Here is a 16,716-nt window from a genome sequence, read left to right as displayed (position 1 = left end):
CCATGCGTCTGAAGTGCATTCGCCTGGCCGGGTTCAAGTCGTTCGTCGATCCGACCACTGTCAACTTCCCCAGCAACATGGCGGCGGTGGTCGGCCCCAATGGCTGCGGCAAGTCCAACATCATCGACGCGGTGCGCTGGGTGATGGGCGAGAGTTCGGCGAAGAACCTGCGTGGCGAGTCGATGACCGATGTCATCTTCAACGGCTCCACCAGTCGTAAGCCGGTCAGCCAGGCGAGCATCGAACTGGTATTCGACAACAGTGACAACAGCCTGGTGGGCGAATACGCCGCCTACGCCGAGATCTCGATCCGGCGCAAGGTCACCCGCGACGGCCAGAACACCTATTACCTGAACGGCACCAAGTGCCGGCGCCGTGATATCACCGATATCTTCCTCGGCACCGGCCTGGGGCCGCGCAGCTACTCGATCATCGAGCAAGGCATGATCAGCAAGCTGATCGAGGCCAAGCCCGAGGAGCTGCGCAACTTCATCGAGGAAGCGGCGGGCATCTCCAAGTACAAGGAGCGCCGCCGCGAAACCGAGAATCGTATACGCCGTACCCAGGAGAACCTGGCCCGGCTGACCGACCTGCGCGAAGAGCTGGAGCGCCAGCTCGAACGCCTGCACCGCCAGGCCCAGGCCGCCGAGAAGTACCGTGAGTTCAAGGCCCAGGAGCGCCAGCTCAAGGCACGCCTGTCGGCCCTGCGCTGGCGCGAGCTGGATGCGCGCGTGCGCCAGCGCGAGACGGTCATCGGCGACCAGGAGATCGCCTTCGAGGCGCTGGTGGCCGAGCAGCGTAACGCCGACGCCAGCATCGAGCGCCTGCGTGATGGCCACCACGAGCTGTCCGAGCGCTTCAACCAGGTACAGGGGCGTTTCTATTCCGTGGCCGGCGATATCGCCCGGGTCGAGCAGAGCATCCAGCACGGCCAGCAGCGCCTGCGCCAGTTGCAGGACGACCTGAAGGAGGCCGAGCGCACCCGCCTGGAGACCGAATCGCACCTGGGGCACGACCGTACTTTGCTGGCCACCCTGGGCGAAGAGTTGGCGATGCTCGAGCCGGAGCAGGAGCTTACCCTGGCCGCCGCCGAGGAGGCCGCCGCGACACTGGAAGAAGCCGAGCTCGGCATGCACGGCTGGCAGGAGCAGTGGGACAGTTTCAACACCCGTTCCGCCGAACCGCGCCGTCAGGCCGAAGTGCAGCAGGCGCGCCTGGCGCAGCTCGAATCCAGTCTGGAGCGCCTGGCCGAGCGCCAGCGCAAACTGGGCGAGGAAGGTGAGCAACTGGGCGCTGACCCGCAGGATACCGAGCTGCTCGATGTGGCTGAGCAGGTGGACAGCAGCGAGTTGTCGCTCGAAGACCTGCAGGTGCAGGAGCAGCAGGTGGTCGAGCGCCTTGAGGCGCTGCGCGAGCAGTTGCAGCAGGCGACCCAGGCGCAACAGCAGCAACAGGGCGAATTGCAGCGCCTCGGTGGCCGGCTGGCCTCGCTGGAGGCCTTGCAGCAGGCAGCGCTTGAGCCGGGCGTGGGTGCCGCCGAGTGGTTGCGCGAGCAGGGGCTGGAGCAGCGCCCGCGCCTGGCGGAGGGCCTGCGGGTCGAGCCGGGCTGGGAGCTGGCGGTGGAGACGGTGCTCGGCGCCGACCTGCAAGCGGTATTGCTCGAGGGCTTCGACAGCCTCGACTTCGCCGCGCTGGAACAGGGTGAGCTGCGCCTGCTGCTGGCCGGCGGGGAGGGCCCGCGCATGGCTGGCAGCCTGCTCGACAAGGTCGAGGGGCGTACCGATCTGTCGCCCTGGCTGGGCCGGGTCAAGCCGGTGGACACCTTGGAGCAGGCGTTGGCCTTGCGTGCGACGCTGGAGGGCGAGCAAAGCCTGGTCAGCCGCGACGGTTACTGGGTCGGGCGGCATTTCCTGCGGGTCAGCCGCGGCGGCGAGGCCCAGGGCGGCGTATTGGCCCGTGGTCAGGAAATCGAGCGGCTGGGCCAGGAGCAACTGGAGCAGGAGGCCTTGCTGGAGCAGCTTGAAGAACAGCTCCAGCGCCTGCGCGAGCAACAACTCGACCAGGAAGAGCAGCGCGAACAACTGCGCCGGCGCAGCCAGGAAGAAAGTCGTCGGCACGGCGAGCTCAAGGCGCGCCTGTCTGCCGGCAAGGCCCGGGCCGAGCAGGTCGAGCTGCGCCGGCGACGTTTGCACGAAGAGCAGGCCGAGCTGCAGGAACAGCGTGCCATCGAGCACGAGCAACTCGGCGAGGCGCGCCTGATGCTGCAGGACGCCCTTGACCTGATGGCCCAGGATACCGAGCAGCGTGAAACCTTGATGGCGCGCCGCGATACGTTGCGTGAAGGCCTCGACCGTGTTCGCCAGGAAGCCCGCCAGCACAAGGATCACGCCCATCAGTTGGCCGTGCGCCTGGGCTCGCTGCGCGCCCAGCACGACTCCACCCGTCAGGCGCTCGAGCGCCTGGAGCAGCAGGCTGCGCGCCTGAGCGAACGCCAGGAACAACTGAACCTGAACCTGGAAGAGGGCGAGGCGCCGCTGGAGGAGTTGCGCCTGAAGCTCGAAGAACTGCTCGAGCGGCGCATGAGCGTCGACGAAGAGATGCGCCAAGCCCGCCTGCATATGGACGAGGCCGACCGCGAGCTGCGCGATGCCGAGCGGCGCCGCACCCAGGCCGAGCAGCAGTCGCAGTTGCTGCGTGGCCAGCTGGAGCAGCAGCGCCTGGAGTCCCAGGGCCTGGACGTGCGGCGCAAAACCCTGCAGGAACAATTGCTCGCCGACGGCTACGATCTTCAGGGCGTGCTGGCCACGCTGGAGGCTGATGCCAGCGAGCAGGGCACCGAGCAGGAACTGGAGCAGCTCGAGGCGCGCATCCAGCGCTTGGGCGCGATCAACCTCGCGGCCATCGAGGAGTACGAACAGCAGTCTGAACGCAAGCGTTACCTGGATGCCCAGGACGCCGATCTGGTCGAGGCGCTGGAGACCCTGGAAAACGTCATTCGCAAGATCGACAAGGAAACCCGCAACCGCTTCAAGGATACCTTTGATCAGATAAATGCCGGATTACAGGCACTTTTCCCAAAAGTTTTCGGTGGTGGCAGCGCTTATCTGGAACTGACGGGCGAAGATTTACTCGATACAGGGGTGACGATCATGGCGCGCCCGCCGGGCAAGAAGAACAGCACCATTCATTTGCTGTCCGGCGGCGAGAAGGCACTGACGGCACTGGCACTGGTGTTTGCCATCTTCAAGCTGAACCCGGCGCCGTTCTGCATGCTCGACGAGGTCGATGCACCGCTGGACGACGCCAACGTCGGCCGCTATGCGCGGCTGGTGAAGGAAATGAGCGAAACCGTGCAGTTCATCTACATCACCCACAACAAGATTGCCATGGAAATGGCCGATCAATTGATGGGGGTGACCATGCACGAGCCGGGCTGTTCACGTCTTGTTGCAGTTGATGTGGAAGAGGCCATGGCCATGGTTGACACATGAGGTGTCAGAAAGGGTTCGATCATGTAGGCAAATTCCTCGGCAGATGCGACAGACGGTGTAAAGTTGCCTTTGGTCGTGCTAGCTTTATGTCACTTGTTTTTTGCGTGGGTAAAACGCCTGTCAGAACATAGAGTTGGCGCCACGTGTTAAAGGCCTTTGAAGCCTTTGTTTTCAAGCATATTTTTTATAGAGGCACGGGATTACATGGAAATCGGTCTGCGCGAGTGGCTGATCGTCATCGGCATCATTGTCATCGCCGGTATTCTTTTCGACGGCTGGCGCCGCATGCGCGGCGGCAAGGGCAAGTTGAAGTTCCGTCTGGACCGTAGCTACGCCAACGTTCCGGACGACGAGGGCGGTGCCGAGGTGCTCGGCCCTGCACGCGTGCTGGAAACCCACAAAGAGCCTGAGCTGGATGAAAGCGACCTGCCGTCGGTGAGCGCGCCCGTGCGTGAGCGCGAACGTGAGCGTGAGCCCAAGCCGGCCAAGGCGTCCAAGCGCGGCAAACGCAACAACAGCGAGCCGCAGCAGGGCGACCTGAACCTGGCGGCCGAGCCGCGCGAGCCCGACCTGTTCGCCGAAGACAGCAATGACTTCGCAGCCGACAACAAGCGTGACGGTGGCTTCGCGGCGGCTGCCAGTACCCCGGCCAAAGAGCTGCCACCGGCCGAAGAGGTGCTGGTGATCAGCGTGATTTCTCGCGACGAAGGCGGCTTCAAGGGCCCGGCCTTGCTGCAGAACATCCTGGAAAGCGGCCTGCGCTTCGGTGACATGGACATCTTCCACCGTCATGAGAGCATGGCCGGTCACGGCGAAGTGCTGTTCTCCATGGCCAACGCGGTCAAGCCTGGTGTGTTCGACCTGGACGACATCGACCACTTCAGCACCCGCGCGGTGAGCTTCTTCCTCGGCCTGCCTGGCCCGCGTCACCCCAAGCAGGCGTTCGATGTGATGGTCGCCGCCGCCCGCAAGCTGGCCCACGAGCTCGATGGCGAGCTCAAGGACGACCAGCGCAGCGTGCTGACTGCCCAGACCATCGAGCACTACCGCCAGCGCATCGTCGAGTTCGAGCGTCGCGCGCTGACCCAGAAACGCTGATGTACCCGAGCGGGTGGGCCCTGCCTCGGTCCACTTCGCGATGATTCAAGCAAAAGAGCAGCCTGGGGCTGCTCTTTTGCTTTGCAAGAGAAGACGAAAATGAACGCCGAACCCCGAATCCATGAGCTGCGTGCCGAGCTCGACCAGCACAACTACCGCTACTACGTACTCGACGAACCCAGTGTCCCGGACGCCGAATACGACCGCCTGTTCAACGAGCTCAAGGCGCTGGAGGCCGAGCATCCGCATCTGGTGACGCCCGATTCACCGACCCAGCGCGTCGGTGGCGCGGCGCTTGCGGCATTCAGCCAGGTTCGTCATGAAATCCCCATGCTCAGCCTGGGCAACGCTTTCGAGGAAGATGACCTGCGCGACTTCGATCGCCGCGTGGTCGAGGGCCTCGACCTGCAGGGCGGCGACTTGTTCGCCGCGCGCGCCGTCGTCGACTACAGCTGCGAGCCCAAGCTCGACGGCTTGGCGGTGAGCCTGCTGTACCGCGATGGGCAGTTGGTGCAGGGCGCCACCCGCGGTGATGGCACTACCGGCGAGGACATCAGCGCCAACGTCCGCACCGTGCGCAACATCCCGCTGAAACTGCAAGGCGAAGGTTGGCCGGCGGTGCTGGAAGTGCGTGGCGAGGTGTACATGAGCAAGGCCGGTTTCGACCGGCTCAACGCCGCCCAGGCCGAAGCCGGCGGCAAGACCTTCGCCAACCCACGCAACGCTGCCGCCGGCAGCCTGCGCCAGCTGGATTCGAAAATCACTGCCAGCCGCCCGCTGGAGTTCTGTTGCTACGGTGTCGGCCAGGTGTCGGAGCCATTCGGCGACAGCCATATCGGTATTCTCGAGAAGCTCAAGACCTGGGGCTTGCCGATCAGTCGCGAGCTGCGCCACGCCGCCGGCATCGAAGAGTGCCTGGCCTATTACCGCGACATCGGCGCCCGGCGCAACGAGCTGCCCTACGAGATCGATGGCGTGGTGTTCAAGGTCAATGCCCTGGCCTCCCAGCGTGAGCTGGGCTTCCGCGCCCGTGAGCCGCGCTGGGCCATCGCCCACAAGTTCCCGGCCATGGAAGAGCTCACCGAGGTGCTCGATGTCGAGTTCCAGGTTGGTCGTACCGGCGCGGTGACCCCGGTGGCGCGCTTGAAGCCGGTCAAGGTTGCCGGTGTCACCGTGTCCAACGCCACCTTGCACAACATGGACGAAATCGCCCGCCTGGGCCTGCGCATCGGCGACACGGTGATCATTCGCCGGGCCGGCGACGTAATCCCGCAGGTGATGCAGGTGGTGCTCGAGCGCCGCCCCGAGGGCGCGCGCGCGGTCGAAGTGCCCAGCGCCTGTCCGGTGTGTGGCTCGCAGGTCGAGCGCACCCAACTGGTCAAGCGCAGCAAGGGCAAGGAAACCACCAGCGAAGGCGCGGTGTACCGCTGCGTTGGTCGTCTGAGCTGCGCCGCCCAGCTCAAGCAGGCGATCATCCACTACGTGTCGCGCCGGGCCATGGATATCGACGGCCTGGGCGAGAAGAGCGTCGAGCAGTTGGTCGATGAAAACCTGATTCGTTCACCGGCCGACCTGTATCAGCTCAAGTTCGAGCAGGTGGTCGCCCTCGAAGGCTTTGCCGAGGTGTCCAGTCGCAAGCTGCTGGAGGCCATCGAGGCCAGTAAGCGCCCAAGCCTGGCGCGCTTCATCTACGCCTTGGGCATTCCCGATGTGGGAGAGGAGACCGCCAAGGTGCTGGCGCGTTCGCTGGGCAGTCTGGCACGGGTTCAGGTGGCCTTGCCCCAGGTTTTGACCTACCTGCCGGACATCGGCCTTGAAGTTGCCTACGAGATCCACAACTTCTTCGAGGACGAGCACAACCGTGCGGTGATCGGGCAATTGCTCGACAGCGGCATGCAGTTGCAGGAAGAGGGCGAGCTGGCTGCTGAGTTCGCTGCCAGCACCACGCTCGCCGGCATGCTTGCCAAACTCGACATTCCGTCGGTGGGGCCGACCGGGGCCGAGAAGCTGGTGGACAAGCTGGGCACCCTGGACAAGATCATCGCCGCTGACGGCATCGACCTGCGTCAGGCGTTGAATACCAAGGCGGCCGAGGGCGTGCGCGAGTTCTTCAAGGTCGAGGCCAACCAGCAGCTGGCCCGTGCTATCGAAGCCCAGTTGCTGGACTTCGGCATGCACTGGTCGTGCGAGAAGAAAACTGCCGAGGGCCTGCCCCTGGCCGGCCAGACCTGGGTGTTGACCGGTACCCTGGAGCGCATGAGCCGCGACGTCGCCAAGGACAAGCTGGAAAGCTTGGGGGCGAAGGTGGCGGGCTCGGTATCCGGCAAGACTCACTGCGTGGTCGCCGGCCCCGGTGCAGGCTCCAAGCTGGCCAAGGCCGCTGAGCTGGGCGTTGCGGTGATGGACGAGGAGGCGTTCGTAGGCTTCCTGGCGGAGCGTGGTATCAGCGTCTGAACCCGCAGGCCTTGTCGCGGGGCAAGCCCGCTCCCACGGCCGGTGGTGCGTGGGAGCGGGCTTGTCCCGCGATAGATTTGCCACAAGTCATTGAGAAGTGATGGTTTTTTCACGATCAAAGGTTGTAACTTCGCCCCGGCGCTGTACAATGGCGCGGCTCGTCACTTGGCGAGCCGTCGTGGTGGCCCCATCGGTCCCCCCGCATTGATTACCCGTTAACCTGGTCAGGCCCGGAAGGGAGCAGCCATAGCGGGAACATCGAGTGCCGGGGTGTGGCTGGTGGGGCCGCCTCCATTTTGGGCGTAGGCTTTTCCGGTACGCCATCTTTTCCTACCCCGCTCGACGCCTTTCCTCGCACCGTTTGCGCCTGCACAATCGCGCGCGACGTTTTATCATGCATCCCATCGTGTCAGTCCGTTCGGCCAGGAGATAGCGACCGTGGAACATGTCGACGACCTCACCCGCCAGAAAATCCGTGAGTGGCAACTGCGCCGCCTGGAAATCAAGGACCAGATGGCCTCCCATCCAGACCGGGTGCTGGAGCTGTCGCAGGTGCTCGACCAGATGGAGGAGGAGCATGAGCGAATCCTCGAGCAGGCAACCGCGACTCCCAGCATGAACACCAGTACGGCAGCATTGGAGTTGCAGCTGCAGGTTTCGGCGAAGAATGCCCGCGACCTGCGCAAGCTGCTCGAGCTGGCCTTGCACGAGTTGGATGATGCCCTTGCCGAGCCAGCGACGGGCAACCAGAGCGCCGACATGTCGGGCACGCTCGGCGCCTACCGGTTCGACCTGCTCGCCACACCCGGCGAATCCTGAATGATTGCCCGGAACCCGCGCCCCCATGCAGCCTGAACACTTCGACTTTTCCCGCCCGGTCTACTTGCCGGTAACCGCCGAGGTCTGCCAGGGGTTGTTGCAGGCCGAGGGCGCGCCTGCGCTCGATGCCTTGAGCGACCCTGAACTGGCCGCGCTGCTGGTGATCCAGAACCTGGCCCAGGGAAGCGCCAGGGTCGACGCCTCGGCGGCGGAGAAAGTGCTGGGCCGGCTGCTGGCCTGGGCGGTCGATGGGCCGCACTCGGCCAATGTGGGCCTGCTGTCGGAGGCGCGTCGTCTGTTCGATGCACGCAAGCTGTACTTCGGCCTCGAAGTGATCAAGGGCTCCAGGCTGCGCCTGCTCGATGCCGAGCAGGTCCAGGCGCGGGAATACCTGCTGGCCGATGGCAAATGGGATTTCGATTTCCGCATCCGCCTGCAGCAGGATGGCGACCCATTCAGCCAGCAGGTGACCACCGGCTTCGACAAGGAGCGCTGGTTGACGGTCGAGCAGGACAAGCTGCTCAAGGTCGTGCGCGCCAACCTCGATGAAGACCTGCATGTGCAAGGTTATGCCGGGATCGGCAAGAGCTACCTGCTGGGAGCACTGATGGACTGCCTGCCGCGGGGCAGGGTGCTGGCCCTGGCGCGCACGCCAGCCAAGCTCGGCGCCTTGCGACAGCGCATGGGCCTGGATGCCCAGGCCAAGGTCGGCATGACGTTCGGCCAATTCGCCCGCGCGTTGCTCAAGGACGCCCGGCCGCCGGTGGCCAAGGCATCGCCACGGGGCCCAGGCAAGCGCCGCCTGGCCGAAGAGCTGGGCATCGTCGGGCTGCGCCAGTACGACGCCGAGCATGCTTTGGATATCTGCCTGGAGGTGCTGCATGGCTACTGTGCGTCGCGGGACTACAGCCTTTCGAGCCGCCATCTGCCGTTCTTCCGCCAGGCGCTATCCGGCGTTGATGCGCAGGTGCTGCTGGAGTACGCCAGCCGGCTCTGGCGTTACCTGGAGGCCAACCCCGCCTGGGGTGTGCACACCGGCTTCGAGGCATTGCTGCTGATCAAGCGCGCGAGCCTGGCCGGCTGTAGCGTGCCCGGGCGCTTCAGCCATGTGATCATCGACGAGAGCCAGGACGTGCCGGCATCGCTGTTGCAGGTCATCGAGCGTGGCCGCCAGGTGCTGATCACCCTGGGTGACGAGTACCAGAAGGCCAGTGGCGAGGTGGTCCGGCGCGAGCGCCAGGTGCGCCAGAAGGACATGGCCTTCGCGGTGCGTTCGGGGCCAAAGGTCGAGCGTCTGATCAACCCGTTGATCGGCGTGCATTCGCAGAAATCCAAGGTCGCTTTCGAGGCCGCGAGCACGGTCGATGTGGGCATCGAGCATTTTCCCGAGGGCTTCGTGCCGCCTGAGGGTTGCGTGGTGCTCACCGCCTCGCGTTGGGACACGATGCGCTGGGCCATGGAGATGCTCGCGTGCAACTGCCTGCTGAGCTTCCCCGATTGGCCCGATACGCGGCGTTTCATGGCCACGGCGATCGGCTTGTTCCGCTCGGCGTTCTACGCCTCGGGGCCGGATGCCGAAGGCTTGCATGGCTATTTTGCTCACCTGCTCGATTGGCAACAGGTGCGCGAGTCGGAGTGTTTCGATGCATCGTTCCTATGGGTCGAGGCGCGCCTTGGGGCTGGCTTCAAGCTGTCTGACCTGACCTTGCTCGATGCGCGGGTCGCGGATCGCCGGGGCAGCCTGACCCTGATGCAGGCCGAGGATGCCGGGGGGCTGGAGTTCGACCAGGTGCTGCTGACGCCGGAGCTGATGACCACCCAGCGCTTCAAGGATGCCTATGCCTTCGATGCGCGGGTCTGCGCGGTGTATATCGCCTTGTCGCGGGCGCGCCAGCAGTTGTACTTGCCCTATGACGTACAGGAGTGGATCGACTATCACAAAGGGCAGCCATTCCGCGAGCTGCATGGTTACTGAGGTTCGTTGATATCGCCGGGAGGTGCTGCGATCAGGCCTTGTCTGGCGCTTTGCCGCGCTTGCTCTGCCTGGACGACACCTGCAGCAAGCGCTGGAAGTTGGGGCAGTGCAAATGGTTCTCCTGGGGGCACACCGCCGCATGGCGCAGGCCTTTGCTCATGGCCTGCAAGCGTTTGATCCGGCGCTCGATCTCATCGGCCTTGGCCAGCAGCATCTGTCGGTCGACCCGGTGCTCCACCAGCATTGCCGCCACTTCGTCCAGGGAAAAGCCGGCGGCCTGGCCGAGGGCGATCAGCGCCAGGCGCTCCGGTGTGTCGGCGGGGAACTGTCGGCGCTGGCCGGGGCCTGCGAGCGAGGTGAGCAGGCCCTTGTTCGCGTAGTAACGCAGTGTCGAGGCGGGTACGCCCGTGCGCCGGGCGACGTCGGCGATATCCATGTTCGTTCTCTCTTGACTTGAAGTTGACTTCAACTTGCATGCTGCTCGGCAAGTAGCTTTTCGTCAACGTTCCAAGGGGTTTCAACATGAATGCGCTCGTGCTGGTCTTTTCTATCGTGCTGGTCGCCATCGGCGCGACCCTGGTCATGGACTTGTGGACTTACCTGCTCAAGCGGTTGGGCGTCGCCACCCTGAGCTACGCCATGGTCGGCCGCTGGGCTGGGCACCTGTTCAAGGGGCGCTGGCGTCACGCGGCGATTGGCCAGGCAGCGCCAGTAGGCGGCGAGCTGTACTGGGGCTGGGCGATTCATTACGGCACGGGTTTGATGTTCGCGATGGTGCTGGTGATCTTTGCCGGGGAAGGCTGGTTGCGCGCGCCGACCCTGTGGCCTGCCTTGCTGTTTGGAGTGGTTTCGGTGCTGGTTCCATTGTGCGTGGTGCAGCCGGCGTTTGGCGCAGGCTATTTTGCCAGCCGTACTCCGGCGCCGCTCAGGGCCTGCCTGCGTAGCCTTGCCACGCATGGGGTGTTCGGCTTCGGCCTGTTCCTCAGCGCGCTTGCGTTGGCCGAAGTGCGTGGGTTTGCCTGACAGGATAAACAACCATGTTTGGATCTGCGTGCCAATTGCGGACCTGTCTCACGCTTTGCTCGGAGCTGTCTGGCATCTCTTGGCTGGTCGCGCGATTACAGTGTCGTCTCGCAATCGGCTTGGAGAGGCGCAGATGAGCATGAGTCGGCGAGACCTGTTTGCCGGTGTACTGGTGACCGTGCTTTGGGGTTGCAACTTTTCCGTGATCGAACTGGGGCTCAAGACGCTTGACCCTTATCTTTTGACATTGCTGCGCTTCACCTTCTGCGCCGTGCCGCTGGTGTTCTTCATCAAGCGTCCGGTCGGCGTTTCCCTTGTCGTGCTGGCAGGGTATGGCGCGATGTTCGGAGCAGGCCTGTGGTGGACGGTCAATTTCGCCATGTACAACGGCCTGTCACCGGGCATGTCTTCGGTATTCCTGCAGTTCAGCGCCTTTTTCACCATTGGCTGCAGCGCGCTGTTCCTGGGTGAGCGAATCAATGTCGTGCACCTCGGGGGCATGGTGTTCGCCGTTGCAGGTTTGTTGCTGATGCTGCTTGGCAGTGAGCCCTCTACCTCGTACGGCATCCTCCTCGTACTGCTTGCGGCGCTTGCCTGGTCGTTATGCAACCTGCTGGTCAAGGTCAAGCGACCGGCGCAGATGATGGCATTCATCATCTGGTCGAGCCTGTTCTCGGTGCCGGTGATTCTGTTGCTGACCCTGGTGACTCAAGGAGTGGCGCCCTTCGCCAGCCTGGGGCGAGGTTTGGCCTGGGAGGCGCTGTTCTCGATCGCCTTCCAAAGCTATGTCACCACGTTGTTGGGGTATCTGGTCTGGAACAACCTTATGAAAAAGTACCCGGCAACCCATGTCGCGCCACTTTCACTACTGGTTCCCGTTTCTGGCTTGCTGGCGTCATACCTGCTCCATGAAGAGGTACTGAGCGTTGCCCAGTGCGTTGCCATTGGCCTTGTCCTGGTCGGTATCGCGATCTTCCTGAATGCTACGGTGTTGTCGACAATCGTGGCCTCCAGGCGGATTTCGTCTACTGGGGCGTCGCAAGGTCATTGAGGTGACATGTGCCACGCAAGGGAGTTTGCGATGTTTGACATGAACAGGCATAGGCACGAGTACTTCTATGACATGGCCACGATGATCGAGGGCGTGCTTCCCGAAGCACTCTGTGATGAATTGGCCAATAGAGCTCAAATTGTCATCGATGAACAGGGCGTGGATCTGGTACAGCATTCGGGCCTTGGCACGGATGCTGTGTCGGATCTGGGTGGCGACTATCACCATCATATTTTCAAAGGGGACGATGTCAGGCGCTGCCTGCCGGAACTCTATGCGGTCTATCACGCATTGACTCCACTCATCAGTCTTGTCACCCACACCGACGCGATAGTCTCGCCCTATCCGCTTTCTGATGTGAACATCAAGGCCTATCCACCTGGCGGCGGGACCTTGGGCCTGCACTACGACACCAATGGCATTACCGTCCTGCTCTTTCTGACCACCAATCGGGAGGCGGCATTACGCATGCAGATAGAGCGCAGCCACCCCAGCCAGTGCAAGCCATGGATCGAGCACAGGAAAATACATGCGCGTAAAGGCGCGCTCCTGGTCATGCAGGGGCGCAAGGTTCTGCATGACAGTGAACCGACGGTGCGTGAGCAGAAGTTATCTGTCGTTTACAACTACTACGAGCGGCACGATACCTATCGGCATGAGGATTTCGATAACTTCGTCTACTACGGAGCCAAGCCCAAAGGGCTCAGTGAGACTTCTGGCCAGGAGTGATGTGCGCGGGACGCTCCGCCACCGAGGGCGGAGCCGCCTGTTGTCGTATGTCGCCGTAGTGCTCGATGATCCGTTGCATCTCGCCGGACTGCTTGATCCGCGCAATGGCTTCTAGCACTGCCTGGGTGGGAAGTTCGGGGGCATCGCGTACCATGCAGCCCAGCGCTTGTTCCTCGAGCACCGCCAGGACATGCAGGTGCTGTTCGGGAGGCAGGCTGCGATTGAACCATTGCAGCGATAGCTGGTTGCTGACGGCATATTGGTAGCGCCCGGCCTGTAGCTTGTGCAGCACCAGAGATTGGTTGCGGCTGTCCTCGCGCAGCAAGCGGCCCTGGGCGAACAGAGCTTCGAGCGTGGGGTAGGTGTAGCCTAGTACGGTGCCGATGGCCTGTGCAGGCAGTTGGTCGGCGCTGGCAGTGCCGTATTCGCCGCTGCGACCGATCAGCAGGTCGCGCTGCTCGATGAGCGGGATGCTCCAGCGATAATTCCCGGACGGCTCGGTGAGCCAATGCGTGGACACATAACAGCGCACGTCGATTTCGCCGTCGCGCATGGCCTGTTGCAGGCGCAGGCGAGCCATCAGGTGGTACTGCGGGCGGGTGTTGGTTTCCCGGGCGATGGCGTGCATCAGCTCAAAAAGAATGCCTTCCACCGGCTGGTCCTGCTCGGTGCGCATCAACGGCATGCTCCAGCTTTCAGCGATGGAAAAACGCAGCACAGGCTGCTCGGCCAGGCTGTGGGTCGTCCATAACAGCAGGATGGCCAGGACTCGGCGCACGTATGATCCTCCCTGACTTGTCTGGCCGTGTGCCCTTGCTTGAGCTTAGACGAGAACCGCAGGGTGCAATTTCGGCCCCGCTCCGCTAGCATTAGCGCTCTTTCCGCCCGCTCCGGTCACGATGGTTTTTTGATGAGTTATCAGGTTCTTGCACGTAAATGGCGTCCGCGCTCGTTCCGCGAAATGGTCGGCCAGACCCATGTGCTCAAGGCTTTGATCAACGCCCTGGACAACCAGCGCCTGCACCACGCCTACCTGTTCACCGGTACCCGCGGCGTGGGCAAGACCACCATCGCGCGGATCATTGCCAAGTGCCTGAACTGCGAGACCGGCATCACTTCGACGCCGTGCGGCACCTGCTCGGTGTGCCGGGAGATCGACGAGGGGCGTTTCGTCGACCTGATCGAGATCGACGCCGCCAGTCGCACCAAGGTCGAGGACACCCGCGAACTGCTCGACAACGTGCAGTACGCCCCAAGCCGCGGGCGCTTCAAGGTCTACCTGATCGACGAAGTGCACATGCTGTCCACCCACTCGTTCAACGCCCTGTTGAAGACGCTGGAAGAGCCGCCGCCCTACGTCAAGTTCATCCTCGCCACCACCGACCCGCAGAAACTGCCGGCGACCATTCTGTCGCGCTGCCTGCAGTTCTCGCTGAAGAACATGAGCCCGGAGCGTGTGGTCGAGCACCTGACCCATGTACTGGGCGCCGAGAACGTGCCGTTCGAGGAGGACGCCCTGTGGCTGCTGGGCCGTGCCGCCGATGGCTCGATGCGCGACGCCATGAGCCTGACCGACCAGGCCATTGCCTTTGGCGAGGGCCGGGTGCTGGCGGCCGATGTGCGGGCAATGCTCGGCACCCTCGACCACGGCCAGGTGTATGGCGTGCTCCAGGCACTGCTCGAGGGTGATGCCCGGGCGTTGCTGGAGGCGGTGCGTGACTTGGCCGAGCAAGGTCCGGACTGGAGTGGCGTGCTTTCGGAAATGCTCAATGTGCTGCACCGGGTGGCGATCGCCCAGGCGCTGCCGGAGGCGGTCGACAATGGCCAGGGCGACCGCGACCGAGTGCTGGCGCTGGCCCAGGCCTTGCCGGCCGAGGATGTGCAGTTCTACTACCAGATGGGCCTGATTGGTCGGCGCGACTTGCCGCTGGCGCCGGACCCGCGTGGTGGCTTCGAAATGGTCCTGCTGCGGATGCTGGCGTTCCGCCCGGCCGATGCCGACGATGCGCCGAAGCCGATACTAAAGCCAGTGGGGATCAGCCAGGCCACAGCTGATCCAGCCACACCGGTGGTCGCGACAGCCGCTGTCGTTGCGCCGCCTGTGGAGCCCATTGTCGCGCCCGCGCCGCCCCAGCTTGCCGAACCGGCTCCCGCGCCAGTGGTGCAGGCACCCGTGCCGGCTGAGCCAACGGCGCCTGAGCCGCCTGAGCCAGTGGCGGTCGAGGAAGTCGTCGACTTGCCGTGGGAAGAGCCTGTCGCCGCGCCTGCGCCCGTTGCCGTTGAGCCGCAGCCCGAGCCTAATCCGCCAGCGCCGCCACCAGTCGCCGAGCCGTCCAGCTTCCAGCCGGATGATGAGGTGCCGCCGTTCGACCCGTCCGCCTATAGCCCGGCAGGCATGGAGCGTGACGATGAGCCGCCGAGTGACGAGGACTATTACTCCCCGGACAGCGATCCGGCCGGTTTCAGCTACCTGGATGAACTCGCCGAGCACGTTCAGGAAGAAGTGCCCGCCAAGGTTCCCGAGCCCTTGCCCGCCGCCCAACCGGCGACCGGCTTGGCCTTGCAATGGCTGGAATTATTCCCACAGTTGCCTGTCTCGGGTATGACAGGCAACATCGCCGCCAACTGCACCCTGATCGCCGCCGAGGGCGACGCCTGGCTGCTGCATCTGGACCCGGGGCAGGGCGCGCTGTTCAACGCCACCCAGCAACGGCGCCTGAACGACGCACTCAACCAACTGCTGGGGCGTAGCATCAACCTGAACATCGAGTTGATCCGCCCCGAGCAGGAAACCCCGGCCCAGGCCGCCGCGCGCAAGCGTGCCGACCGCCAGCGCGACGCGGAAGTGTCGATCGAGCAGGATCCGCTCATCCAGCAGATGATCCGGCAGTTCGGTGCTACGGTGCGACAGGATACTATTGAGCCGGTGGACGCCCTGGTCAGCCAGGGGCAATGACGAATAACCATGCGGCCGGCCACGGGCGGGCCGCATCACATGACCCAATCGAGGTACACCCCATGATGAAAGGTGGCATGGCCGGCCTGATGAAGCAGGCCCAGCAGATGCAGGAAAAAATGCAGAAGATGCAGGAAGAACTGGCCAATGCGGAAGTCACCGGCCAGTCCGGCGGCGGCCTGGTCAGCGTGGTGATGACCGGTCGCCACGACGTCAAGCGCGTCAGCATCGACCAGAGCCTGATGTCGACCGAAGAAGACGACAAGGAAGTGCTCGAAGACCTGATCGCCGCCGCGCTGAACGATGCCGTGCGCAAGATCGAGCAAAACAGCCAAGACAAGATGGGCAGCATGACCGCCGGCATGCAGCTGCCACCTGGTTTCAAGATGCCGTTCTGATCGGCCATTGGCGTTACAGGGGGAGCAACGGCCCAGCGGTCGTTGCTCCCTTGTTCATTCTGATTCCTGAATTGGCAGGCCCGCACACATGAGCTTCAGCCCCCTGATCCGCCAACTGATCGACGCCCTGCGCATCCTGCCCGGTGTCGGCCAGAAAACCGCCCAGCGCATGGCCCTGCAGTTGCTCGAGCGCGACCGCAGCGGCGGCACGCGCCTGGCCCAGGCCCTGAGCCAGGCCATGGAAGGCGTCGGCCACTGCCGCCAATGCCGTACCCTGACCGAGCAGGAACTGTGCCCGCAGTGCGCCGATCCGCGCCGTGACGACACGCAGTTGTGCGTGGTCGAAGGGCCGATGGATGTCTATGCGGTGGAGCAGACGGGTTACCGCGGGCGCTATTTCGTGCTCAAGGGGCACTTGTCGCCGCTCGATGGCCTGGGGCCGGAGGCCATTGGTATTCCGCAGTTGATGGCGCGGATCGAGGAGCAGGGCAGCTTCAGTGAGGTGATTCTGGCGACCAACCCGACGGTGGAAGGGGAGGCAACTGCCCACTACATCGCCCAGCTGCTGGCCGAGAAGGGGCTGGCCGCTACGCGTATTGCCCATGGCGTGCCCCTGGGCGGGGAGTTGGAGCTGGTGGATGGCGGCACGCTGGCCCATGCTTTCGCGGGGCGCAGGCCGATTTCGCTTTGAAGCTTCGAGTTGCAAGCTGCAAGCGACAAGT

The 16,716-nt window shown here is 63.8% G+C and carries 13 protein-coding genes and 1 other RNA gene; 12 read left to right on the top strand and 2 right to left on the bottom strand.

Annotated features, from left to right (window positions below; genetic code table 11):
• Positions 1 to 2 precede the first annotated feature (2 nt).
• From smc to HU772_RS16700, 6 genes are all read left to right on the top strand, one after another.
• Complete coding sequence (smc, locus tag HU772_RS16725; protein WP_186661100.1) at positions 3 to 3,491, top strand: chromosome segregation protein SMC; 3,489 nt, start codon at positions 3 to 5, stop codon at positions 3,489 to 3,491.
• Positions 3,492 to 3,695: 204 nt separating this feature from the next.
• The gene (gene zipA / locus HU772_RS16720) at positions 3,696 to 4,589 is read left to right on the top strand and encodes a cell division protein ZipA (RefSeq protein ID WP_186661101.1); all 894 of its coding nucleotides are present in this window, start codon (positions 3,696 to 3,698) and stop codon (positions 4,587 to 4,589) included.
• Between the two features lie 99 nt (positions 4,590 to 4,688).
• Positions 4,689 to 7,043 (top strand): NAD-dependent DNA ligase LigA, encoded by a 2,355-nt coding sequence (gene ligA / locus HU772_RS16715; RefSeq protein ID WP_186661102.1) that lies wholly within the window; start codon positions 4,689 to 4,691, stop codon positions 7,041 to 7,043.
• Positions 7,044 to 7,231: 188 nt separating this feature from the next.
• An RNA gene (gene ffs / locus HU772_RS16710) (signal recognition particle sRNA small type) lies at positions 7,232 to 7,328 on the top strand.
• Positions 7,329 to 7,481: 153 nt separating this feature from the next.
• Positions 7,482 to 7,862, top strand: coding sequence for a hypothetical protein (locus tag HU772_RS16705; RefSeq protein WP_186661103.1), 381 nt, complete (start codon positions 7,482 to 7,484; stop codon positions 7,860 to 7,862).
• 25 nt (positions 7,863 to 7,887) lie between these two features.
• Positions 7,888 to 9,837 (top strand): hypothetical protein, encoded by a 1,950-nt coding sequence (locus HU772_RS16700; RefSeq protein WP_186661104.1) that lies wholly within the window; start codon positions 7,888 to 7,890, stop codon positions 9,835 to 9,837.
• Positions 9,838 to 9,868: 31 nt separating this feature from the next.
• Here the strand turns inward: HU772_RS16700 and HU772_RS16695 are convergent, their stop codons facing one another.
• Complete coding sequence (locus HU772_RS16695) at positions 9,869 to 10,273, bottom strand: helix-turn-helix domain-containing protein (RefSeq protein ID WP_186661105.1); 405 nt, start codon at positions 10,271 to 10,273, stop codon at positions 9,869 to 9,871.
• Positions 10,274 to 10,359: 86 nt separating this feature from the next.
• Here HU772_RS16695 and HU772_RS16690 point away from each other — a divergent pair, with 86 nt between their 5' ends.
• The 3 genes from HU772_RS16690 (at position 10,360) to HU772_RS16680 (ending at position 12,640) form a co-directional block, all read left to right on the top strand.
• Positions 10,360 to 10,860, top strand: coding sequence for a DUF2938 domain-containing protein (locus HU772_RS16690; RefSeq protein ID WP_186661106.1), 501 nt, complete (start codon positions 10,360 to 10,362; stop codon positions 10,858 to 10,860).
• Positions 10,861 to 10,993: 133 nt separating this feature from the next.
• Positions 10,994 to 11,911: an EamA family transporter gene (locus HU772_RS16685; protein WP_186661108.1), complete on the top strand. Its 918-nt coding sequence runs from the start codon at positions 10,994 to 10,996 to the stop codon at positions 11,909 to 11,911.
• Positions 11,912 to 11,983: 72 nt separating this feature from the next.
• Entirely contained in the window at positions 11,984 to 12,640 is a 657-nt protein-coding gene (locus HU772_RS16680) for a hypothetical protein (protein WP_186661109.1), read from the top strand.
• Here HU772_RS16680 and HU772_RS16675 read toward each other — a convergent pair.
• Positions 12,615 to 13,418, bottom strand: coding sequence for a substrate-binding periplasmic protein (locus HU772_RS16675; protein WP_186661110.1), 804 nt, complete (start codon positions 13,416 to 13,418; stop codon positions 12,615 to 12,617). The two genes, HU772_RS16680 and HU772_RS16675, sit on opposite strands and share 26 nt — an antisense overlap.
• A gap of 132 nt (positions 13,419 to 13,550) precedes the next feature.
• On the opposite strand from HU772_RS16675, the gene dnaX reads away from it, so the two are divergent.
• The 3 genes from dnaX (at position 13,551) to recR (ending at position 16,685) form a co-directional block, all read left to right on the top strand.
• The gene (gene dnaX / locus HU772_RS16670) at positions 13,551 to 15,596 is read left to right on the top strand and encodes a DNA polymerase III subunit gamma/tau (protein ID WP_186661111.1); all 2,046 of its coding nucleotides are present in this window, start codon (positions 13,551 to 13,553) and stop codon (positions 15,594 to 15,596) included.
• A gap of 62 nt (positions 15,597 to 15,658) precedes the next feature.
• Positions 15,659 to 15,994: a YbaB/EbfC family nucleoid-associated protein gene (locus HU772_RS16665; RefSeq protein WP_167065527.1), complete on the top strand. Its 336-nt coding sequence runs from the start codon at positions 15,659 to 15,661 to the stop codon at positions 15,992 to 15,994.
• 88 nt (positions 15,995 to 16,082) lie between these two features.
• Positions 16,083 to 16,685, top strand: coding sequence for a recombination mediator RecR (gene recR / locus HU772_RS16660; protein WP_186661112.1), 603 nt, complete (start codon positions 16,083 to 16,085; stop codon positions 16,683 to 16,685).
• The last annotated feature ends 31 nt before the right edge of the window (positions 16,686 to 16,716 follow it).

Origin of the sequence: Pseudomonas xantholysinigenes (assembly GCF_014268885.2) — a bacterium.
Classification (GTDB): domain Bacteria; phylum Pseudomonadota; class Gammaproteobacteria; order Pseudomonadales; family Pseudomonadaceae; genus Aquipseudomonas; species Aquipseudomonas xantholysinigenes.
The sequence above is the reverse complement of the archived record's forward strand: the minus strand, read 5'-3'. Positions and strand labels throughout refer to the sequence as shown.